At 74.3% G+C, this 19,781-nt stretch carries 19 protein-coding genes; 8 read left to right on the top strand and 11 right to left on the bottom strand.

Translation table 11 applies throughout. The annotated features are described in order from the left end of the window. The first annotated feature begins 32 nt into the window (after positions 1–32). Complete coding sequence (locus ACFWB8_RS00330) at positions 33–665, top strand: DUF305 domain-containing protein (RefSeq protein WP_385220187.1); 633 nt, start codon at positions 33–35, stop codon at positions 663–665. A gap of 52 nt (positions 666–717) precedes the next feature. Beyond that, complete coding sequence (locus ACFWB8_RS00335) at positions 718–2,076, top strand: FAD-dependent oxidoreductase (RefSeq protein ID WP_385220190.1); 1,359 nt, start codon at positions 718–720, stop codon at positions 2,074–2,076. Here ACFWB8_RS00335 and ACFWB8_RS00340 read toward each other — a convergent pair whose 3' ends face one another. Together ACFWB8_RS00340 and ACFWB8_RS00345 are read right to left on the bottom strand one after the other, a co-directional pair. After that, complete coding sequence (locus ACFWB8_RS00340) at positions 2,077–2,424, bottom strand: ArsR/SmtB family transcription factor (RefSeq protein ID WP_385220193.1); 348 nt, start codon at positions 2,422–2,424, stop codon at positions 2,077–2,079. Between the two features lie 126 nt (positions 2,425–2,550). Further along, positions 2,551–3,651, bottom strand: a complete 1,101-nt coding sequence (locus tag ACFWB8_RS00345) for an NADH:flavin oxidoreductase/NADH oxidase (RefSeq protein ID WP_385220196.1) — start codon at positions 3,649–3,651, stop codon at positions 2,551–2,553. A 198-nt stretch (positions 3,652–3,849) separates the two neighbouring features. Between ACFWB8_RS00345 and ACFWB8_RS00350 the strand changes: the two genes are divergently transcribed. The 3 genes from ACFWB8_RS00350 to ACFWB8_RS00360 all read left to right on the top strand — a co-directional run bounded on the left by ACFWB8_RS00350 (position 3,850) and on the right by ACFWB8_RS00360 (position 6,675). Then, on the top strand, positions 3,850–4,941 hold the full coding sequence (locus tag ACFWB8_RS00350) for a WD40/YVTN/BNR-like repeat-containing protein (protein WP_385220199.1): 1,092 nt from the start codon (positions 3,850–3,852) through the stop codon (positions 4,939–4,941). 11 nt (positions 4,942–4,952) lie between these two features. After that, complete coding sequence (locus ACFWB8_RS00355; protein WP_385220201.1) at positions 4,953–5,639, top strand: uracil-DNA glycosylase; 687 nt, start codon at positions 4,953–4,955, stop codon at positions 5,637–5,639. Between the two features lie 121 nt (positions 5,640–5,760). Next, positions 5,761–6,675, top strand: coding sequence for a sirohydrochlorin chelatase (locus ACFWB8_RS00360; protein WP_385220203.1), 915 nt, complete (start codon positions 5,761–5,763; stop codon positions 6,673–6,675). An 86-nt stretch (positions 6,676–6,761) separates the two neighbouring features. On the opposite strand, the gene ACFWB8_RS00365 is transcribed toward ACFWB8_RS00360, so the two are convergent. The 6 genes from ACFWB8_RS00365 to ACFWB8_RS00390 form a co-directional block, all read right to left on the bottom strand. Then, the gene (locus ACFWB8_RS00365; protein ID WP_385220206.1) at positions 6,762–7,829 is read right to left on the bottom strand and encodes a lactonase family protein; all 1,068 of its coding nucleotides are present in this window, start codon (positions 7,827–7,829) and stop codon (positions 6,762–6,764) included. A 55-nt stretch (positions 7,830–7,884) separates the two neighbouring features. After that, positions 7,885–9,033, bottom strand: a complete 1,149-nt coding sequence (locus ACFWB8_RS00370) for a nitric oxide synthase oxygenase (RefSeq protein WP_385220208.1) — start codon at positions 9,031–9,033, stop codon at positions 7,885–7,887. A gap of 243 nt (positions 9,034–9,276) precedes the next feature. Then, the gene (locus ACFWB8_RS00375; protein WP_385220482.1) at positions 9,277–10,770 is read right to left on the bottom strand and encodes an FUSC family protein; all 1,494 of its coding nucleotides are present in this window, start codon (positions 10,768–10,770) and stop codon (positions 9,277–9,279) included. A gap of 263 nt (positions 10,771–11,033) precedes the next feature. Then, positions 11,034–11,462, bottom strand: coding sequence for a universal stress protein (locus ACFWB8_RS00380; protein ID WP_385220209.1), 429 nt, complete (start codon positions 11,460–11,462; stop codon positions 11,034–11,036). 12 nt (positions 11,463–11,474) lie between these two features. Next, positions 11,475–13,055: an APC family permease gene (locus tag ACFWB8_RS00385; RefSeq protein WP_385220212.1), complete on the bottom strand. Its 1,581-nt coding sequence runs from the start codon at positions 13,053–13,055 to the stop codon at positions 11,475–11,477. A gap of 48 nt (positions 13,056–13,103) precedes the next feature. Further along, positions 13,104–13,697 carry a histidine phosphatase family protein gene (locus ACFWB8_RS00390; RefSeq protein WP_385220215.1) on the bottom strand — a complete coding sequence of 198 codons (594 nt, stop codon included), beginning with the start codon at positions 13,695–13,697 and terminating at the stop codon, positions 13,104–13,106. Between the two features lie 120 nt (positions 13,698–13,817). On the opposite strand from ACFWB8_RS00390, the gene ACFWB8_RS00395 reads away from it, so the two are divergent. Continuing rightward, the gene (locus ACFWB8_RS00395; protein WP_385220218.1) at positions 13,818–14,378 is read left to right on the top strand and encodes an RNA polymerase sigma factor; all 561 of its coding nucleotides are present in this window, start codon (positions 13,818–13,820) and stop codon (positions 14,376–14,378) included. On the opposite strand, the gene ACFWB8_RS00400 is transcribed toward ACFWB8_RS00395, so the two are convergent. The 3 genes from ACFWB8_RS00400 to ACFWB8_RS00410 are packed head-to-tail and all read right to left on the bottom strand — an operon-like array spanning position 14,302 to position 18,389. Continuing rightward, complete coding sequence (locus tag ACFWB8_RS00400) at positions 14,302–15,372, bottom strand: MerR family transcriptional regulator (RefSeq protein WP_385220220.1); 1,071 nt, start codon at positions 15,370–15,372, stop codon at positions 14,302–14,304. The two genes, ACFWB8_RS00395 and ACFWB8_RS00400, sit on opposite strands and share 77 nt — an antisense overlap. A gap of 35 nt (positions 15,373–15,407) precedes the next feature. Then, entirely contained in the window at positions 15,408–16,784 is a 1,377-nt protein-coding gene (locus tag ACFWB8_RS00405; RefSeq protein ID WP_385220223.1) for a cryptochrome/photolyase family protein, read from the bottom strand. 15 nt (positions 16,785–16,799) lie between these two features. Then, entirely contained in the window at positions 16,800–18,389 is a 1,590-nt protein-coding gene (locus ACFWB8_RS00410; RefSeq protein WP_385220226.1) for an SDR family oxidoreductase, read from the bottom strand. 188 nt (positions 18,390–18,577) lie between these two features. On the opposite strand from ACFWB8_RS00410, the gene ACFWB8_RS00415 reads away from it, so the two are divergent. Both ACFWB8_RS00415 and ACFWB8_RS00420 read left to right on the top strand, forming a co-directional pair. Then, positions 18,578–19,057 carry an Lrp/AsnC family transcriptional regulator gene (locus ACFWB8_RS00415; RefSeq protein WP_385220228.1) on the top strand — a complete coding sequence of 160 codons (480 nt, stop codon included), beginning with the start codon at positions 18,578–18,580 and terminating at the stop codon, positions 19,055–19,057. A gap of 46 nt (positions 19,058–19,103) precedes the next feature. Further along, entirely contained in the window at positions 19,104–19,781 is a 678-nt protein-coding gene (locus ACFWB8_RS00420; protein WP_385220230.1) for an HAD family hydrolase, read from the top strand.

Below are 19,781 nucleotides of genomic sequence, written 5' to 3' on the forward strand. Positions count from 1 at the left end.
TCATGGACATGGCAAAAGGCTTACTCCGTCGAATGGCCGGGGCCGCCCTGGCCGCTTCCTTGCTCCTCGCCCTCGCCGGCTGCGAGGAGGAGGGCGGCGAGAACGGGACGAAAGACGGCGCCGCCTCGGTGATCGCGCCGGGCAGGCCGGGCGAGAACTCCCGCACCCTCTCCCCCGAACAGGCCGCGAAAGAACGGCCCGACGACAGCCCCAACGCGGCCGACCAGACGTACGTACGGAACATGGTCGAGCACCACCGCCAAGCCCTGGAGATGAGCGCGCTGGCGCCGGACCGGGCCTCGGCCGAGGGGGTCAGGCGCGTCGCCGAGCGGATCACGGCCGCCCAGCGGCCCGAGATCGGCGCGATGGAGCGGTGGCTGGGGCGCTACCCGGCACCCGCCGCCACCGAAACCGGCGGCCACGAGCACGACCACGGCGCGATGCCGGGCATGGCGACGCGGCAGCAGCTCGACGAGCTGGCGGCGGCCAAGGGGCCGGACTTCGACCGGCTCTTCCTCCGGCTGATGACCGCCCACCACGAGGGCGCGCTGAAAATGGCCGGCGAGGCGCTGTCCGGCGGCAACAACGTCGCGGTCGAGGAGATGGCCAACGAGGTCGTGGCCACCCAGAGCGCCGAGATCCACCGGATGCGCGCGATGAGCTGACGCCGTGGGTACCCGGTGGCATGCTGGGAGCACCTGCGGGAGGAGCTCCGCCGTGCTTCGTATCGCCGTCGTCGGATCGGGCCCCAGCGGGGTCTACGCCGCTCAGACACTGGTCCAGCAGCGCGAGGTCCCGGGCGTGCGCGTCGACGTGCTCGACCGGCTGCCGGCACCGTACGGGCTCGTGCGGTACGGGGTGGCCCCCGACCACGAGAAGATCAAGTCCCTGCAGGGCAGCCTGCGCACGGTGCTGGAGGACGAGCGGATCCGCTTCCTCGGGAACGTCGAGGTCGGCGGACCGCAGCTGCCGACCGCCCGGCTCCTGGAGCTGTACCACGCGGTGGTGTACTGCGTGGGCGCCGCCCGGGACCGGCTGCTGGGGATTCCGGGCGAGGAGCTGGCCGGGGTGCACTCCGCGACCGCCTTCGTGGCCTGGTACAGCGGCCACCCGGACGCGGCGGCCGAGGCCTTCGACCTGCCCGGGGTGGACGCGGCGATCGTGGTCGGAGCGGGCAACGTCGCCGTGGACGTGACGCGGATCCTGGCCCGCGGCGTACCGGAGCTGGCGCCGACGGACATGCCGCACGCGGCCCTCGGCGCGCTGGGCGCCAGCGGGGTGCGCGAGGTGCAGATGGTGGCCCGGCGCGGTCCGTCCCAGGGCAAGTTCACCACCAAGGAGCTGCGCGAGCTGGGCACGATGCCGGGCGTGGACGCCGTGGCGGACCCCGCGGAGCTGGCCCTCGACCCCGCCTACGCGGACCCGGGCGCGGCCCTGCCCGCGGTGAACCGGCGCAATGTGGAAGTGCTGCGCGGCTGGGCCGCCGAGCCCCCGCGGGACGGCGGGCGGCGGATCGCGCTGCGGTTCTTCCTGCGCCCGGTGGAGGTGCTCGGCGGCCCGGACGGCCGCGTGACGGCGATGCGGTTCGAGCGGACGGTTCCCGACGGCCGCGGCGGGGTCACCGGGACGGGCGGCTACGAGGACATCCCGGCGCAGCTCGTCCTGCGCTCGGTGGGGTACCAGGGCGTCCCGCTGCCGGGCCTGCCGTTCAGCGAGGCCACCGGTACGGTCCCGCACGCGGCGGGCCGGGTCGTGCGCGCGGGCCGCGCCTCGGTCGGGGAGTACGTGGCGGGCTGGATCAAGCGCGGCCCGACGGGGGTCATCGGCACCAACCGGCCCTGCGCCAAGGAGACGGCCTCCTCACTGCTCCAGGACGCGGGGGAACTGGCCCGGCGCGCGCTGCCGCAAGATCCACTGGAGGCGCTGCGGGAGGCGGGGCTGCGGCCGGTGGAGTGGCCGGGCTGGCTGGCCATCGAGGCGGCCGAGGCGGAGCTGGGGCACTCGCTGGGCCGCCGCTCCGTAAAGATTCCGGACTGGGAGGGCCTGCTGGGCGCGGCCGCGGGCCGGGCCGGCTGATCAGCCGGCGAGCCGTGCCTCCTCGGCGGCGGCCGCCGTGAGGACACTGTCCAGGAGCCCGGGGAACAGCTCCTCCAGGTCGGTGCGGCGCAGCCCGTTCAGCTTGGTGGTGCCGCGGTAGCACTGGCGTACGACACCGCTCTCGCGCAGGACCCGGAAGTGGTGCGTGGTCGTGGACTTGGTGACCGGGAGCTCGAAGTACGAGCAGGCCAGCTCGGCGTCCGTGGCCGCGAGGTCGCGGACGATGGACAGCCGGACCGGGTCGGAGAGGGCGTGCAGGACGCCTTCGAGCCGGATCTCCGCGGCCTCGGGGTGGGCGAGGGCGCGGGCCGCGTCACGTTCCGCCATGTCCGTGCTCCACTCGCTGGGGTGATCCGGGGTCGGGGTCCATCGTACGAGAACCGTCGTAGCACCGGAGGCTGCGCCGGGGTGGAAGTGCGGCGCGGGGGGCGTGGGCTCCGCGCCGCACCCGGTTCACCAGGAGCGGTGGTACTGGTCGGGCGTACGGATCTCGGCGCCGAGCTCGGCGGCCGCGCGGCGGGCCCAGTACGGGTCGCGCAGCAGCTCCCGGCCCAGCAGGACGGCGTCGGCCTCGCCGTTGGCCAGGATCTTCTCGGCCTGCTCCGGTTCGGTGATCAGACCCACGGCGGCGACGGGGAGGCCGGTCTCGGCCTTGACGCGTGCCGCGAAGGGCACCTGGTAGCCGGGGCCGACGGGGATGCTCACGCCGGGCGCGAGGCCCCCGGTGGAGACGTCGAGCAGGTCCACGCCGTGCTCCAGGAGCAGCGCGGCCAGCCGGACGGTGTCGTCGGCGGTCCAGCCGTCCTCCTCCAGCCAGTCGGTGGCGGAGATCCGGAAGAACAGCGGGAGTTCCTCGGGCCACGCGGCCCGTACGGCGTCGACGACTTCGAGGGCGAGGCGGGTGCGGTTCTCGAAGGAGCCGCCGTACGCGTCGGTGCGCTTGTTGCTGTGCGGGGAGAGGAACTGGCCGATCAGGTATCCGTGGGCGCCGTGGATCTCCACGACCTGGTAGCCGGCGGCGAGCGAGCGCCGGGCGGCGGCCGCGAACTGCTCCACGACCTCCCGGATCTCCTGGGCCGTCAGCTCGTGCGGGACCGGGTGGCCCTCGGCGAACGGCACGGCGCTCGGGGCGCTCGGCTGCCAGCCGTGCGCATCGGGTCCGACGGGGCGCCCGCCCTTCCAGGTGCGGTCGGTGGAGGCCTTGCGGCCGGCATGGGCGAGCTGGATGCCGGGGACGGCGCCCCGCGCCTTGACGAAGGAGGTGATCCGGCGCAGCGCCTCGACCTGGGCGTCGTTCCAGATGCCGAGGTCGTACGGCGAGATCCGCCCCTCGGGGGCGACGGCCGTCGCCTCCTGGATGATCAGGCCGGTGCCGCCGGCGGCGCGGGCCGCGTAGTGCGCGAAGTGCCAGTCGTGGGCCACTCCGGCGTCCGGGCCGAAGGCCTCGGCGCTGTACTGGCACATCGCGGCCATCCACACCCGGTTCGGGATGGTGACCGAGCGGATGGTCCACGGCTGGAACAGGGCGGCGAAGGCAGCGGGGGCAGCACTCATGAGGACTCCGTAAGTTGTTGGGTGGCCCCGGGGACCGGCGTCTAAGTACGAGAGTCACCGTACTACGAAATCCCTCGTAGTACGAGACCTCCCGTACAACCGGTCCGCCGCACGCGCGGCGACCGGCCGCTGTCAGTGGCCGGGTGCACACTGGCGGAAAGCTGCCGTGCAGGACAACGACGTCCGGAGGTGTCGGCCATGACCGACGTAGTGCTGCTCGCCGGAACCCGCAAGGGACTGTTCATCGGCCGCCGGAGGGACGGCGGACCGTGGGAGTTCGACGGGCCCCACTTCAACGCCCAGGCCGTCTACGCGGTCGCCCTCGACCGGCGCGGCCCCGCGCCCCGGCTGCTGGTCGGCGGGGACAGCTCGCACTGGGGGCCGTCCGTCTTCAGCTCCGACGACCTGGGCGCGACCTGGCGGGAGCCCGCCGCGGCCGCGGTGAAGTTCCCCAAGGACACCGGCGCCTCGCTGGAGCGGGTCTGGCAGCTGCATCCGGCCGGCCCCGAGGCCCCCGACGTCGTCTACGCGGGGACGGAGCCGGCCGCGCTGTTCCGCTCGGCCGACCGCGGCGAGTCCTTCGAGCTGGTGCGGCCGCTGTGGGACCACCCGACCCGGTCGGGATGGGTTCCGGGCGGCGGTGGCGAGGGCCTGCACACGGTGATCACCGACCCGGCCGACCCGGACGCGATCACCGTGGCGGTCTCCACCGCCGGGGTGTTCCGGACCCGGGACGGCGGCGCGAGCTGGACCCCGTCCAATGACGGGGTCTCGGCCGTGTTCCTGCCGGATCCGCATCCCGAGTTCGGGCAGTGCGTGCACAAGATCGCCCAGGACGCCGGGGACACCGGCCGGCTGTACCTGCAGAACCACTGGGGCGTGTACCGCAGCGACGACGCCGGGGCCCGCTGGAGCGACATCGGCGCCGGGCTGCCCTCGGACTTCGGCTTCGCGGTGGCCGCCCATCCGCACCGGCCCGACACCGCGTACGTCTTCCCGCTCAACGCCGACTCCGACCGGGTCCCGGCGGGCCACCGCTGCCGCGTCTTCCGCACCCGGGACGCGGGAGCCACCTGGGAACCCCTGACGAAGGGACTGCCCACCGGGGACCACTACGGCACGGTGCTGCGCGACGCGCTCTGCACGGACGACGCGGACCCGGCGGGGATCTACTTCGGCAACCGCAACGGCGAGCTCTACGCCAGCCAGGACGACGGCGACAGCTGGCAGTTGCTGGCCGAGCACCTGCCGGACGTGCTGTGCGTGCGGGCGGCCTTGATCGGCCAGTAGAGTGACCCGACGTGGCAGCACGACCGTTGAACGAGATCGTCGAGCCGGGCTGGGCCCGTGCTCTGGAGCCGGTGGCGGGGCAGATCGCCGCGATGGGCGACTTCCTGCGCGCCGAGATCGCGGCGGGGAGAACGTACCTGCCGGCCGGGGTGAATGTGCTGCGCGCCTTCCAGCAGCCCTTCGACGAGGTCCGGGTGCTGATCGTCGGCCAGGATCCGTACCCCACGCCGGGCCACGCGATGGGCCTCTCCTTCTCGGTGGCGCCCGACGTCCGCCCGGTGCCGCCCAGTCTGGACAACATCTTCCGCGAGCTCCACGCCGACCTCGCGATGCCCCGCCCCGACAACGGCGACCTGACCCCGTGGACCCGGCAGGGCGTCCTGCTGCTCAACCGCTCTCTGACCACCGCCCCGCGCAAGCCCAACGCCCACCGGGGCAAGGGCTGGGAGGCCGTCACCGAGCAGGCGATCCGGGCGCTCGCGGCGCGCGGCAAGCCGCTGGTTTCGGTGCTGTGGGGTCGCGAGGCCCGCAACCTGCGGCCGCTGCTCGGGGACTTGCCGGCCGTGGAGTCCGTCCACCCCTCCCCCATGTCCGCCGACAACGGGTTCTTCGGCTCCAGGCCGTTCAGCCGGACCAACGACCTGCTGGTACGGCAGGGCGCCCAGCCGGTGGACTGGCGGCTGCCGTCCTCCGGTTGACCGAGCAGTTGAACGATTGGTTGAACCGTATATGACATTCCACGGATAAATACGGACAGATGCCGCCCGATTGGGCCCTGCCCGAACACCCCGTTCCGATAAGCCAGTAGCATGCGGCGCCATGAGCTCCCCCACTGGGCCCGCAAATGGCCTGCCCGTACGAATGCCGCGACCCCGCCAGACCGGACGGCACCGCCGGCCCGAGCCCGCGGTGGCGCCCGAGGGCGCGCCCGCGCTGGTGCTCGCCGTGCCCGGTGCCCCTTCGGCCGCCTCGCGGGGGCTCGCGGACGAGATCATCAGCATCGGCCGCTCCGAGCTGCCGGGCCTGGACGCCCGCGTCGGTTTCCTCGACGGTGACGACGCCACCGAATTCCCGTCCCTGTCCGGCGTGCTGACCGCCGTCGCGCAGGAGCGTGTCGCGCGCGCGGAGTTCGCCCGCGCCGCCGGGCACGAGGTGCCCAAGCCGACCGGCCCCGACGCCGTGGTCGTGCCGCTGCTGGCCGGCCCCGACGGCGGCCTGCTGCGCCGCATGCGCCAGGCCCTGATGGACTCCTCGGCCGCCGCCGAGCTGGCCGACGTACTCGGTCCGCACCCGCTGCTCGCCGAGGGCCTGCACGTGCGGCTGTCCGAGGCGGGCCTGTCCCGTGCCGACCGGGCCCGGCTCTTTTCGGTGACCACGGCCGCCGACGGCATCATCCTGGCCACCACCGGCGGCGAGGAGGCCGTGAAGGCCGCCGGGATCACCGGCATGCTGCTGGCAGCCCGCCTCGCGGTTCCCGTGATGGCGGCCGCGCTGGACGAGGAGGGCTCGGTGGCCGCGACGGCCGAGCAGCTGCGCCGCGAGGGCTCCACGCAGCTCGCGCTGGCCCCTTACCTGATCGGCCCGGAGGCCGCCGACGGCCTGCTGGACACCGCGTGCAAGGAGGCCGACTGCGCCACCGCCGAGGTGCTGGGCGCGTACTCGGCGCTCGGCAAGCTCGCCGTCACGCAGTACTCCGCCGCGCTCGGCCTCGCACCGAGCGCCGCCGCCCGCTGATACCACCGCGTGCGCGACGAGGGCCCGTACCCCGGGATCGACGGGGGTACGGGCCCTCGCGCGTACGGGCTTCGAAGCGGGTCGGGTCAGCCGAAGACCACGCACGTGGCGGCGGGCACCGCGACCGAGCCCGCCCGGCGCGGCTGCCCGGTCAGCGGGTCGACGTCGAACCAGGTGACGTCCCCGGAGCGCTCGTTCGCCGCGTACAGCCGACGCCCGGCGGGGTCGGCCGCGAGGTCGCGCGGCCAGCTGCCGCCGCACGGCACGGTGCCGGTGAGCTGCGGTTTCTCGGCGCCGCCGGCCAGGGAGAAGGTGGCGATGGCATCGGCTCCGCGCACGGCAGCCCAGACGAAGCGGCCGTCCGGCGAGGCCACGATCGCCGAGGGGTAGGCCCGTACGCCGCCTGGAGCGCCCGTGGAGGCGACCGGAACCTCGCCGACCGGTTCCAGTCGCCCGGACTCCGCGTTCCACCGGCAGACGGTCAGCTGCGGCTCCAGCTCGTGCAGTACGTAGGCCACCTCGCCTGCCGGGTGGAAGACCAGGTGCCGGGGGCCGGTCCCGGCACGCAGCACGGTCTCGGAGTGCACCCGCAGGCTCCCGTTGGCCGGGTCGGACGCGCAGATCCGTACCGAGTCGGTGCCCAGGTCCGTGCTGAGCACCCAGCGGCCGCTCGGGTCGGGCAGCACCTGGTGGGCGTGCGGCCCCTCCTGCCGGCCCGTGTCGGGGCCGGAGCCCTGGTGGGTAAGCACGGAGGCGGGACCCGCGATGCCGCCGTCGGCGGCGAGCGGCAGGCTGCTGACGCTGCCGGAGGTGTAGTTGGCGGTCAGCAGCCGGCCCCCGGCCAGGCTGAGATGGGTGGGCCCGGAGCCGCCGACGCGCACGGCCGGCCCGAGGGCGGTCAGCCCGTCGGCGGTGGCCTTGAAGGCGCCGGCCGCGCCCCGTTCGGTCTCGCTCACCGCGTAGAGCACGCCGGTGCGCCGGTCGTGGGCGAGGTAGGAGGGGTCCGCGAGGACGTCGGTGGCCGTGAGCGGGGTGAGCGCTCCGGTGAGCGGATCCACGGCCGCGGTGGTGACACCGCGACCGCCCCCCGAGGTGAACGAGCCGATCCAGGCCCGGTGTCCGCCGCTGTGGTCCGTACTGTTCGCGCCGCCCACGGGATGTCCCTCTCCGCCGTTCCGGATCCGTTCGGAGCGACGGTAACAGAAGGGTCTAGACCAAATCCCGCCCTTGGGCCCTTTCCTGAGCGCCGTCGTGGTGCACGTAGGCGGTCGCGCTCGGCCGGTCCTCGTACGTGCGGTGGAAGACCGGGGTCGCCGATCCGGAGATCGGGGGCACGATCCAGGACCAGTCGGCGCCCACGTCGCGGCCCTTGCGCTCCTCCTTCTCCAGATGGGCCAGGAAGCGGCGGGACTCGGTGTGGTGGTCGGCGATGGTGACGCCGGCCCGGTCGAAGGAGTGCAGCACCGCGCGGTTGAGCTCGACGAGCGCGCGGTCCTTCCAGAGCGAGCGGTCGCTGGTGGTGTCGAGGCCGAGCCGTCGGGCGACGGCCGGCAGGAGGTTGTAGCGGTCGGTGTCGGCGAGGTTGCGGGCGCCGATCTCGGTGCCCATGTACCAGCCGTTGAAGGGGGCCGCCGGGTAGTGGACGCCGCCGATCTCCAGGCACATGTTGGAGATCGCGGGTACGGCGTGCCAGCGCAGCCCCCAGTCCGCCCAGCCGCCCCCGCCCGCTTCGGCGTCGGGGTGCTCGATCGGCACCTCCAGCACGGCGTCCGCGGGGGTGTCGAACCAGCGGGGCTTGTCGTCCACGCCCTGGACCACGAGCGGGAGGAGGTCGAAGGGGGTGCCGGCGCCGCCTTCCCAGCCGAGCCGCAGCAGGGCCTCGGTGAGCGGCGCGTTGCGGGCATCGCCGACGGTTATGGAGTGGTGGTCTCCGTAGCCCGCGTACCGGACGAGCTGTTCGCTCCAAATCAACGGGCCGGGGCGGTCCGGGGTGTCGGGCGCGAAGACCGTGATCGTGGGGCGGACCCGGCCGCCGTTGGTCGCCTCGCGCAGGTGCTCGAAGCACTCGTCCGCGATCCGGTCGGCGTCGGTGAGCTCGCGGCGGTCGCGCACCCTCAGCGAGTTCCAGTACAGCCTGCCTATGCACCGGTTACTGTTCCGCCAGGCCACTCGAGCCCCATGAGCCAGCTCCTGCGGCGTGTGCCGGTAGGTACCGGTCTCCGCGAGCTCGGCCCGTACGGCGGCGAGCCTGGCACGCGGGTCACCGGAGTCCGGATGCTCCCGATGGAACAGCCGGATGAACTCCTCGGCCGCTTCCCACACCTGAGCGGTGGTGGAGCGCTGTTGAAGTATTTCCATTCCGGGCGGTTACCCCCTGTCCTACCAGATCCACCCTGTACATGCCGGATGAATGTGCAATGAACAATCACCCGTTGTACATGCCGCAGGTCAACGCCGTACGACGAGAGCGTGGGGAGCACTCCTCCGAGTGGTCTTCATCGATGGGGCTGCGGGAGGGGGCTGACGCGACGTAACATCCGCCCACCGCCCGGGCCCTGCCACAGGGGTCGGCCGCGCGGTCGGGCACGGTCAGGCGCGTGGTCAGGCGCTGATGACCAGCGGGGAGCGCGGGTGGGTCCGCAGCGGGCCGTGGAGGGCCGCCAAGGCGTGCTCCAGGCCGTGCAGATGGACGAGGGCGGGCTCGGCGGCGGCCGGGCGGGGTGCCGCCGGAGCGGCGAGTTCCGCGGCGCTGCCCGGGGCGGTCAGGGCTTCCACGGCCGCCTCCACGCGCCAGCAGGCCGCCGCCAGTCGCGCGTCGTGCGAGGCCTGCGGGTCGGCGGCGACGGCAACCAGCCCGCGCACCTCCCGGGCACAGTCGTCGAGCAGCGCCAGGACCTGCCGGGCCCTGGCCTTGCGGGCGCGCAGGGGGCTCAGCGGGTGGACGAGGGGCGCGAGCGCCATCCGCACCCGGCCCAGCAGCAGTTCGAGCTCGGCGGCGTGCGGGGCCGGATCGGCCGCCGGGTCCCCGCCCAGCCGGTCGAGGGAGGCGGCGGTGGAGGCCCGTACGCAGTGCAGGGCGCGCTGGATCCAGGCGTCGTTGGCGGCATGGGTGGTCACCGGGAGGACGAGGACGACCGCGAGGGACGCGCCCAGCGCGCCGACCGCGGTCTCCTCGAAGCGCAGGATCAGCAATCCGGGGTGGAGCACGCCGAGGAGCCCGTAGAGCAGGCCCGCCATGACGGTGACGAAGAACATCATCCAGGAGTAGGAGGGGGCGGCGGTGTAGAAGATGCCGAAGACGCATACGGCGACCAGTGCGGCCGTGGGCGCGGGGGCGCCGTGCAGCGGAACGGCGACCAGCAGTCCGGCGGCGATGCCGACGACGGTGCCGAGGACCCGGCGGAAGCCGCGCACCAGTGTCTCGCCGCGCGAGGCGGTGTTGACGAAGATCCACCACGCGGTGCCGACGGCCCAGTACCAGCGGTCCTCGGAGAGCACCTGACCGATGCCGAGCGCGAAGGCGCAGGCGGCGGTGGCCTGGAAGGCCTGGCGGGTGGTGGGGCGGGCGAGCCCGGTTCCCGGCAGCGCGGGCGGGGCGGCGGCGGGCGGGGTGCGCCGCTCGATGGGCCACAGCCCGAAGCGGACCGCGCCGGCGGACAGCAGCGCCAGCCCGACGGCCGCGTACAGCTCGGGCAGCTGCGCGGGGACGGCGTGCAGGAACTGGGTGACGAAGAACATCATGAAGCCGAAGATCCCGAGGGCGTGCCCGCGCGGGCCGAAGCGGCGGGCGTAGACCCCGGCGAAGACGACGGCCAGGAAGGCGGCGTCGCGGGCGAAGGGCACCCCGTGCAGGGTGGTGGCCAGCGCGAGGACGGGGAAGCCGGCGACGGGCAGCAGCGCGGTGGTGACCCGCTGGGCGCGCAAGGTCGAGTCGAGCACCGTGAAGAGCGCGAGCAGGGCGGCCAGCCCGCCGGTGATGGAGGCGGTCAGGGACAGGCCGGACAGCTCCGCGACGGCCACGGCCGCGGCCACGCCGATCACTGCGCGCAGCGAGTTCCTGAGTCTCACACGCCCCGGATCCGGAGCCACGAACATCCTCTTCACGGCGGTGTGCCGCCCCCCTTGCGATGGTGCACGCGGGCCCGCGTCCGCCCGGGGTGGTGGGCGGGGTACGGGCACAGCGAAGGCGCCGCGCTCCGGACCGGCGTCGTTGCCGTCCGGCGCCGCGCGGCGCCGTAAGTACTTGGATATGACACAGATAAGCACCTGTGGGCCCACTGGCTCAAGTCAAGGGCTTCGCACTGGTCCATTGGCATGGTCGGACGGGCCTTCTCCCGGCCATCCGGATGCCAACGGACCTACGGCTGATCCGCGTCACCCGTCGGAACGCACAGCACCGGCACCGGTGACAGGTGCAGGAGCTTGTGGGGGGTGGAACCGAGGAGGGCGCCGCGGATCGGGCTGTCGCCCCAGCTGCCGACGATGATCACGCGGGCCCGGTGCCGCTCCGCCGCGTCCAGCAGGGCCTGGGCCGGTTTCTCGTCGACCACCTCGACCGCGGAGGGGACACCCGCCTCGTCGGCCGCCGCCACGGCGCGGGCGAGCGCGCTGCGGCCGGCCTCGCGGACGGCTTCGCGGTGGGCGCGGTGCTCCTCCCCGGTCGCGCCGGGGGCGGCCGCGCCGTAGACGAGCACCAGCGGCTCGCCGAAGGCGGCGGCCACCTCCAGCGCCACGCGCAGGGCGCGCTCCGCGCCGGGCGACTCGTCGTACCCGAGGACGACGGACATGGGGCGGCCTCCTCAGGAATCCGGCTCGGACTCCGGCTTGGACTTCGGCTCGGAATCCGGATCGGACCCCGGCCGCGGCTTCGCCTTCTTGGCGTGTACGAGCGCCGGGTCGGCCACCCCGCGCCGCTCCTGCCAGAAGCGGCCGTCCCGCAGCCTCCAGAAGCACATCACCAGCACCCCGACGACGGCGATGGCGATGCCGATGACCAACGGGGGGCCCAGCCCGAACCAGGCGATCCCGCCCGCCGAGTTCTCCGGGTTCGACATGTCGCCGATCGACTCCACCAGCAGCCAGGCCAGCAGGCCCGCCCCGAGCACCGGCCCGAGGCCGATGAGCAGGAAGTTGTGCACGCTCTCCAGGAGGTGGCGGCGGTAGTAGACGGCGCAGGCCAGGCCCGTGAGCGCGTAGTAGAAGGAGATGAGCAGGGACAGCGCGGTCAGCGAGTCGAGCAGCGCGTTCTCGCTGATCTGGTTGACGACGAGGTACCAGCCGATGGCGATGGCGGCCACCCACCACGTGCTCACGTCCGGGGTACGGAAGCGCGGGTGGATGTGCGCGAGGTGCGGGGGCAGCGCGTGCCGGCGGGCCATGGACAGGGCGGTGCGCGAGGCGGGGATGATCGTGGTCTGGGTGGAGGCGAGGGCGGAGGTGCAGACCGCGAGGAGCACCACCCAGTCCCAGCCGCCCATGACCTCGTGGGCGAGCACGGCGAAGACGGCCTCCTCCTCCCCGGCGTTCTCGGCGAGGAACGTGGTCCCGGCGTAGCCCACCACGGCGAAGCCGACGGACAGGTAGGTGACCAGCAGCACCACCGTCGACCAGATCCCGGCCTTGCCGGGCGCGGTGGCGGAGTCCTCGACCTCCTCGGTGAGGTTCACCGCGGACTCCCAGCCCCAGTAGATGAAGACGCCGAGCAGCAGTCCGCCGGTGAGGGCGGCGCCGCCGGCGCCGAAGGGGTTGAGCCACCCGATGGAGGGCTCGATCGAGTCGAGGGTGCTGGTGTCCGCGTAGATCCGATAGATGGCCACGACGGCGAAGACCAGCAGGAAGAACACCTGGGCGAGGATGAGGACGTCCTGGAGGTGGGCCGACATCTCGGTGCCGATGACGCAGATCAACGTCATCACGAGGATCACGAGGACGGCGAGGCCCTGACGGACGGCCTCGTTCGCGGCCCAGCCGTCGAGGCCCGCGGCGAGCAGGCCGAAGTGGACGGCGACGTCGGCGAGCGAGCCGATGACGAGTACGCCGGTCATGGCGATGGCCCAGCCGCCGAGCCAGCCCGCCCAGGGGCCCATGGCGCGCGTCACCCACGAGAAGGTGGTTCCGCAGTCCTGGTCGACCTTGTTGAGGTAGTAGAACGCGGCGGCGATCAGCAGCATCGGCACGAAGGACACCAGCATCACACCCGGTGCGTAGATCCCGGCCAGGGCCACGATCGGGCCGATGACGGCGGCCAGCGAGTAGGCGGGCGAGGTGGAGTTCAAACCGATGACGAGCGCGTCGAGGAAACCGATCGCGCCGGCCTTGAGCCCCGCGTCCGCCTCCGGGAGCACGCCCGCCGGGTCGCCGCCCTCGCCTTGGTGGGCCATGTACGCATCGTCACGCAGGGGCCGTCGGCGCGCGAGGCGGGAGGGCCTTCAGGGGCTGGTGTTCCAGCCCGCGATCACCGGGAGGCCGTGTTCGGTGGAGAGCACGCTGAAGGTGCCGGTGCGCAGCAGGAAGAGCCGCCCGTCCTGCGGCGGCAGTCCCAGGTAGCGGGCGGTGAGCACCCGCAGCAGGTGGCCGTGGGCGACCAGGACGACGTTGCCGCGGTCCTCGCGCAGCACGTCGGCCGCCCGGGCCAGTACCCGGTCCGCGCGGGCGCCCACTTCGGCGGCGCTCTCGCCGGGGTGCTCCGCGTCCCCGGGCGGGACCCCGTCGGTCCACAGGGACCAGCCGGGCCGGTCCCGCTGGATCTCGGCGGTGGTGACGCCCTCGTAGCCGCCGTAGTCCCACTCGTACAGGTCGGGGTCGCTCACGCCGCCGGCGAGGCCGGCGAGGTCGGCGGTCGCGACGGCCCGTCCCAGCGGGCTGGTCAGGACGAGGGCCGGCTGCCGGTCCCGGAAGAACGGGGCCAGCGAGAGGGCCTCATCGACTCCGCGCGCGGTCAGCGGGACGTCGGTACGGCCGGTGTGCCGCCCGTTCGCGCTCCACTCGGTCTCTCCGTGCCTCACCAGCAGCAGGTCACTCACGTCTCGGACCTTAAGGCCTGCGGCGCGGTGGCGCCGGGGTTGCGGCGGGCGTGTCCCGTCGGATTCGATGCGCAAACGATGCGAGTTGGCCCCGCGCCCCTCGATGGCGAGGCTCGGGACATGGACGAGGTGGAGCGCGAGGAACGCGTCGCGGCCGGTTTCGCGGCGGGCGACGAGGCGTGCATGGAAGCGGTCCACCGGCGTTGGCGGCCGCTGGTGCACTCCCTCGCCCGACGCGCGCTGGGCGACGAGCGGGAGGCCGAGGACGTGACCCAGCAGGTCTTCCTGGCCGCCTGGCGCGGCCGCGGCGGCTACCGCCCGGGCCCCGGCGGGCTGGGGGCCTGGCTGACCGGGATCACCCGGCACAAGGTGGCCGACGCCCTGGACGCGCGGACCCGGCGGGCCCGGGTGGCCGACGCCGCCCGGCGCTTCGGTCCCCGCCCCGGCCCGCAGCCGGAGCCGGAGCAGGTCGTGGAGCGGGTGGTGGTCCTCGGCGAGCTGGCCCGGCTGCCGTCGGCGCAGCAGCGGGTACTGAGCCTGGCGTTCTACGGGGACCTGACTCAGACGCAGATCGCGGAGCGCACCGGGATGCCGCTGGGCACCGTCAAGAGCCATATGCGGCGGGCGCTGCACGTGCTGCGCCGGTCACTGCGGACGTTCCCGCCGCAAGCGATTCGATGACGGCCAGGCCCGAGCGCAGCCCGAACAGCCGCTCGGTGCGCGGGGCCGCGCCGCGGGTCCCCCAGCCGGGCCCGGCCAGCAGCAGCGCGGGGTGTCCGCGTGCCCCGCGCGGCCCCCACTCGATGGCGGCCACCGACCGGGCCAGGGCTTCGTCGGCGGTCGTACGGGACTGCGCCCACAGCACGACGGCCCGCGGGCCGGTGCGTCGCACGGCCTCGCGCAGGGCGTCGGCGGGCAGCGCCGCGCCGAACATGCGCACGGGCAGGCCGCGTTCCCCGAGGGCCGCGGTCAACGCCTCGATCGGCAGGCTGTGCTGCTCCCCCGGCGCGCACGCGAGGAGCAGCGGCCGGGTCCGAGGCCGCTCCGCCACGGGGCGGATCCGGCTCATGGCCGCGGAGATCTGCCAGGACAGCAGGTGTTCCACCTCCACGTAACGCTCCCCGGCCGAGGCCCACTTGCGACCCACCGCGTGCAGGGTCGGCGCGAGCACCTCCTCCCACGCGGTCACCAGGCCGTGCTCCGCCAGGGCCGCGGCCAGCAGGTCCGCCACGGCCGGCGCGTCGAGTCGTACGGCGGCCCGTGCGAGTCCCCTGCATGCCGGGCGGACCTCCCCCAGGGGAAGGGCGTTGGGCCCGCCCGGCGCCCCGGCCGCGGCCCGGGGCACGCCGACGGCCCCGGGGCCGGGGGTCCCGCCGAGGGCGGCCCGCGCCGCCTCGGACGGGGGCACGCCCTGCGCGGTCAGCCGGCACATCAGCTCCAGGCGGGCGATGTCCCGCGGGGTCCAGCGGCGGTGCCGCCCGTCCTCCCGGAAGGCGGGGCCGATGGCGTAGCGGCGCTCCCAGGACCGCAGGGTGGTCGGCGAGACCCCGAGGTGCCGGGCGACGGCCCCGGTGCTCAGCGCGGCGTCGGGCCCGCCCCGAACGGGTCCGGTCGGCGCGGGGTCGGGCGGCGCGGGGTCGGTCGGCGGGGGTTCGGTCGGCGGCTCGGGGTCCACCCGTTCACGGTACGGCTCGGCCGCCGGGCGGGAGGTCACTCGAGGCCGCGCCCCCGCCGGAAGCGGTCCAGCCCGTCGGCGAGCCCGGCCACCGGCTCGGGGTAGTCGTACCGGGCCCGCTCCGGTGCGGGCAGCCGCCACGGCTCGTGCACGCGCGGTGCGGGCAGGTCGGCGAGTTCGGGGACCCAGCGGTGCACGTAGGCGCCGTCGGGGTCGTACTTCAAGCCCTGGCGGACGGGGTTCAGGACGCGGTTGGGCCGGGTGTCGGTGCCCGTTCCGGCCACCCACTGCCAGTTGAGCTGGTTGTTGGCGAGGTCCCCGTCCACGAGCAGGTCCAGGAAGTGCCGGGCCCCGGTCCGCCAGTCCACGTACAGGGTCTTGGTGAGGAAGCTCGCGGCGAGCAGCCGGCCGCGGTTGTGCATCCAGCCCTCGTGGCGCAGCTGTCGCATGGCCGCGTCGACCACCGGGTAGCCGGTGCGGCCGTCCTTCCAGGCCCGGGTCTCCTCCTCGGCGGCCGGCCCGGTGCGCCAGCGGTCCTGCCGGGCCCGGTAGTCGGCGGTCGCGACCGCCGGCCGGGCGGCGAGCACCTGGTGGTGGAAGTCGCGCCAGCACAGCTGCCGGACGAAGGCCGCCGCGCCGGGGCCGCCGAGCGCCCGCGAGCGGTGGACGGCCTCGACGGGCGAGAGGGTGCCGAAGTGCAGGTGCGGCGAGAGGCGGGAGGTGGCGTCGCCGGCGAGGTCGTCGTGGGCCTCCTCGTAACCCGCGATCCCGGAGCGCAGCCAGCCCGTCAGGAGGCGGCGGGCCTCGCTCTCGCCTCCCCGCGCCAGGCCCGGCGAGACTCCGGCGACGGCGGTCCGGTCGGGCAGCGGCTCGGAGCCGACGCGGTCGGGGACGCGTACGGAGCGCGGGGCGGACCAGACGGCGCGCAGGGGCAGGTCCGCCCAGCGGTGCAGGTAGGGCGTGAAGACCGCGAAGTGGTCGGAGCCGGCCGGGAGCACGGCTCCGGGCGCGACGACGGTCACCACCGTGTCGTGGACGTAGAGCCGGCGGCCTTCGGATTCGAGCGCGGCGCGCAGGCGCTCCTCGCGGGCCCGGGCGTAGCCGCTGACCCCGGCCGCCATGTGGACCTCGTCGGCGTCGCACTCGCGCACCAGGGCGCAGACCTCGGCGACGGCGTCGGCACCGGAGCGGACCACGAGGCGGCCGCCCCGGTCGCGCAGCGCGGAGTCGAGGTCGGCGAGAGCGTCCGCGAGGAAGGCGAGCCGGTTGGGCGCCGCGAAGGAGGCGACCGGGGCGCCGCGGTCGCGGACGAAGAGCGGCACCACCTGGTCGCAGGAGGACATCGCCGCGCGCAGCGGTGGATGGTCGTGCAGGCGCAGGTCGGAGGTGTACAGGACGACCGCGACGTTCATGGCTCTCGCTCCGCGTCAGGGCTGTGGGGGACGGCTGTCGTGGGGTACTTCGGCGGTGGGGGCCGCCGCGGATGCGGGGGCGCCCCGGCCGGCCTGCCGGTCGAGGCGTTCGGCGGCGCGGGCGATGTTGCGGGCCATCCCGCCGAAGACCAGCGCGTGGAACGGGGACACGCTCCACCAGTACAGGTGCCCGAGCAGCCCGCGCGGGTGGAACAGCGCGCGCTGTCGGTACCGCGACCGCGGCGGCGGACCTCCGGCGGGGGCCGGACCGGGGGCCTGCGCGGGCTCCGCGTACATCTCCAGCCAGGCGAGGCCCGGCAGCCGCATCTCCGCGCGCAGCCGCAGCAGGCGGCCGGGTTCGATCTCCTCCACCCGCCAGAAGTCGAGGGAGTCCCCCACCCGGAGCCGGGCCGCGTCGCGGCGGCCGCGGCGGATGCCGACCCCGCCGACGAGCCGGTCCAGCCAGCCCCGTACGGCCCAGGCCAGGGGGAAGGAGTACCAGCCGTTGTCGCCGCCGATGCCCTCCACCACCCGCCACAGCGCTTCGGGCGTGGCCGCGACGGAGCGTTCGCGCCGGTCGGTGTAGAGGCTGCCGCCCGCCCAGTCGGGGTCGGTGGGCAGCGGGTCGCTGGGCACGCCGGGCACGGCGGCGGAGGACCACCGGGTGGTCACCTCGGCCTCGCGCACCCGCTGGAGTGCGAGGGACAGGGCCTGGTCGAAGCCGATGGGGGCGCCGGGCGGGTCGGGGACGTACCGGGCGATGTCGTGCTCGTCGCAGACCACCTCGTGGCGCAGGGATTCGGCGAGCGGCCGTGCCAGTGCCCGCGGCACGGGCGTCACGAGCCCGATCCAGTGGCTGGACAGGCGCGGGGTGAGCATGGGGACGCGCAGGATGAGCCGGTGGGGCAGCCCGGCGACGACCGCGTACCGCCGCATCATCTCCTCGTACGTGACCACGTCCGGGCCGCCGATGTCGAAGGCCCGGTCGACCTCGGGCGGCATGGTCGCGCTGCCGACGAGGTAGCGCAGCACGTCCCGTACGGCGATGGGCTGGCAGCTGGTGCCGACCCAGCTCGGGGTGATCATGACGGGGAGGCGTTCGGTGAGGTAGCGCAGCATCTCGAAGGAGGCCGAGCCGGACCCGATGATGACGGCGGCGCGCAGGTAGGTGGCGGGCACCGGCGAGGCGAGGAAGATCTCGCCGACCTCGGCGCGCGAGCGCAGGTGCGGGGAGAGTGCGTGGACCGGGATGCCCGCGGGGGTGAGTCCGCCCAGGTAGACGATGCGGCGGACGCCGGCCGCGTGGGCGCGCTCGGCGAAGACGCGGGCCGCGGCGCGGTCGCGTTCCTCGAAGCCCGCTCCGGTGCCGAGGGAGTGCACGAGGTAGTAGGCCACGTCGATGCCGCGCAGGGCCGCCCCGACGGACTCCGGGTCGGTGACGTCCCCGCGGACGACCTCGGCCCGTCCGGCCCACGGGTGGTCGCGCAGCTTTTCCGGGGAGCGTGCGAGGCAGCGGACCCGGTGGCCGGCGCCGAGGAGTTCGGGCACCAGCCGGCCGCCGATGTAGCCGGTGGCTCCGGTGACCAGGCAGTGCAGGCCCGTCATGGCTCTCTCCGCTCTTCGATGTCCGTGCTGTCCCTGTACTGAGTTCCCGCCGTCCGGTGCCTTCGGATGCACGGGTCCCCCGATCGGCCCATCCCGCTCCCGGCCCGGCCCCCTCCGGCTCCGGGGCGGCTCCGGTGCCACGGTGGCGGTGATCTGGCCCGCGAGGGGGCCATTGGTACAGTCGCGGCATGGCTGTGGACGAGCTCGACACCAGGATCCTGCGCCTGCTGATCGAGCAGCCGCGCACCAGCGTGCGCGAGTACGCCCGCCTCCTCGGCGTGGCGCGCGGCACCCTGCAGGCCCGGCTGGACCGGCTGGAGCGCACCGGGGTGATCACCGGGACCGGGCCGGTCCTCTCCCCTGCCGCGCTCGGGCATCCGGTGCTGGCGTTCGTACACATCGAGGTCACCCAGGGCCACCTGGACGAGGTCGGCGACGCGCTGGCCGCCGTACCCGAGATCATCGAGGCCTTTTCGATCACCGGCGGCGGGGACCTGCTGACCCGGGTGGCGGCGCGGGACAACGCGCACCTGGAGGACGTCATCCAGCGGCTGATCCGGCTCCCGGGCGTGGTCCGCACGCGCACCGAGGTCGCGCTGCGCGAGCGGGTCCCGCACCGGCTGCTGCCGCTGGTCGAGGCGGTGGGACGAGCAGCGGGCAAATCCTGACAAGATGGTCGAGACACGCATACGACCGGCAGGACGGGCACAGCGGATGATTTCCGTCATATTCGATCTCGACGGCACCCTCGTGGACAGCGAGCCGAACTACTACGAGTCGGGCCGCCGCACCCTGGAGCGGCACGGGGTCCCCGATTTCACGTGGGAGCAGCACTCCCGCTACATCGGCATCGGAACCCTGGAGACGCTGGAGATCCTCAGGGACCAGTACGCGATCCAGGCCCCGGTGGAGCAGCTCCTCGCCGAGCAGAACGCCGCCTACCTGGAACTGGCCCGCGCCGAGACCGAGGCCTTCCCCGAGATGCGCAAGTTCGTGGAGCGGCTGCACTGTGACGGGACCCCGATGGCGGTGGCCTCCGGCTCCTCCCGCGAGGCGATCGACGCCGTGCTGGCCGGCACCGGGCTGGACGCGCTGCTGACCACGGTGGTCTCCGCCGAGGAGGTGGCGCACGGGAAGCCCGCCCCGGACGTCTTCCTGGAGGCGGCGCGGCGCCTGGGCGCGGACCCCGCCGACTGCGTGGTCATCGAGGACGCGGCCCCCGGCGCACAGGCCGCCCGCGCCGCCGGCATGGGCTGCCTGGCCGTCCCGTACGTGTCGGCCACCGCCGACGACCCCGCCTTCGCGACGGCGGGCCTGCTGTTCCGGGGCGGGCAGCCCGAGTTCAGCGCGGACACCGCGTACGAGTGGCTCGGCGAACACCGGGCCGCCTGA

Origin of the sequence: Streptomyces sp. NPDC060031 (assembly GCF_042736805.1) — a bacterium.
Lineage (GTDB): Bacteria > Actinomycetota > Actinomycetes > Streptomycetales > Streptomycetaceae > Streptomyces.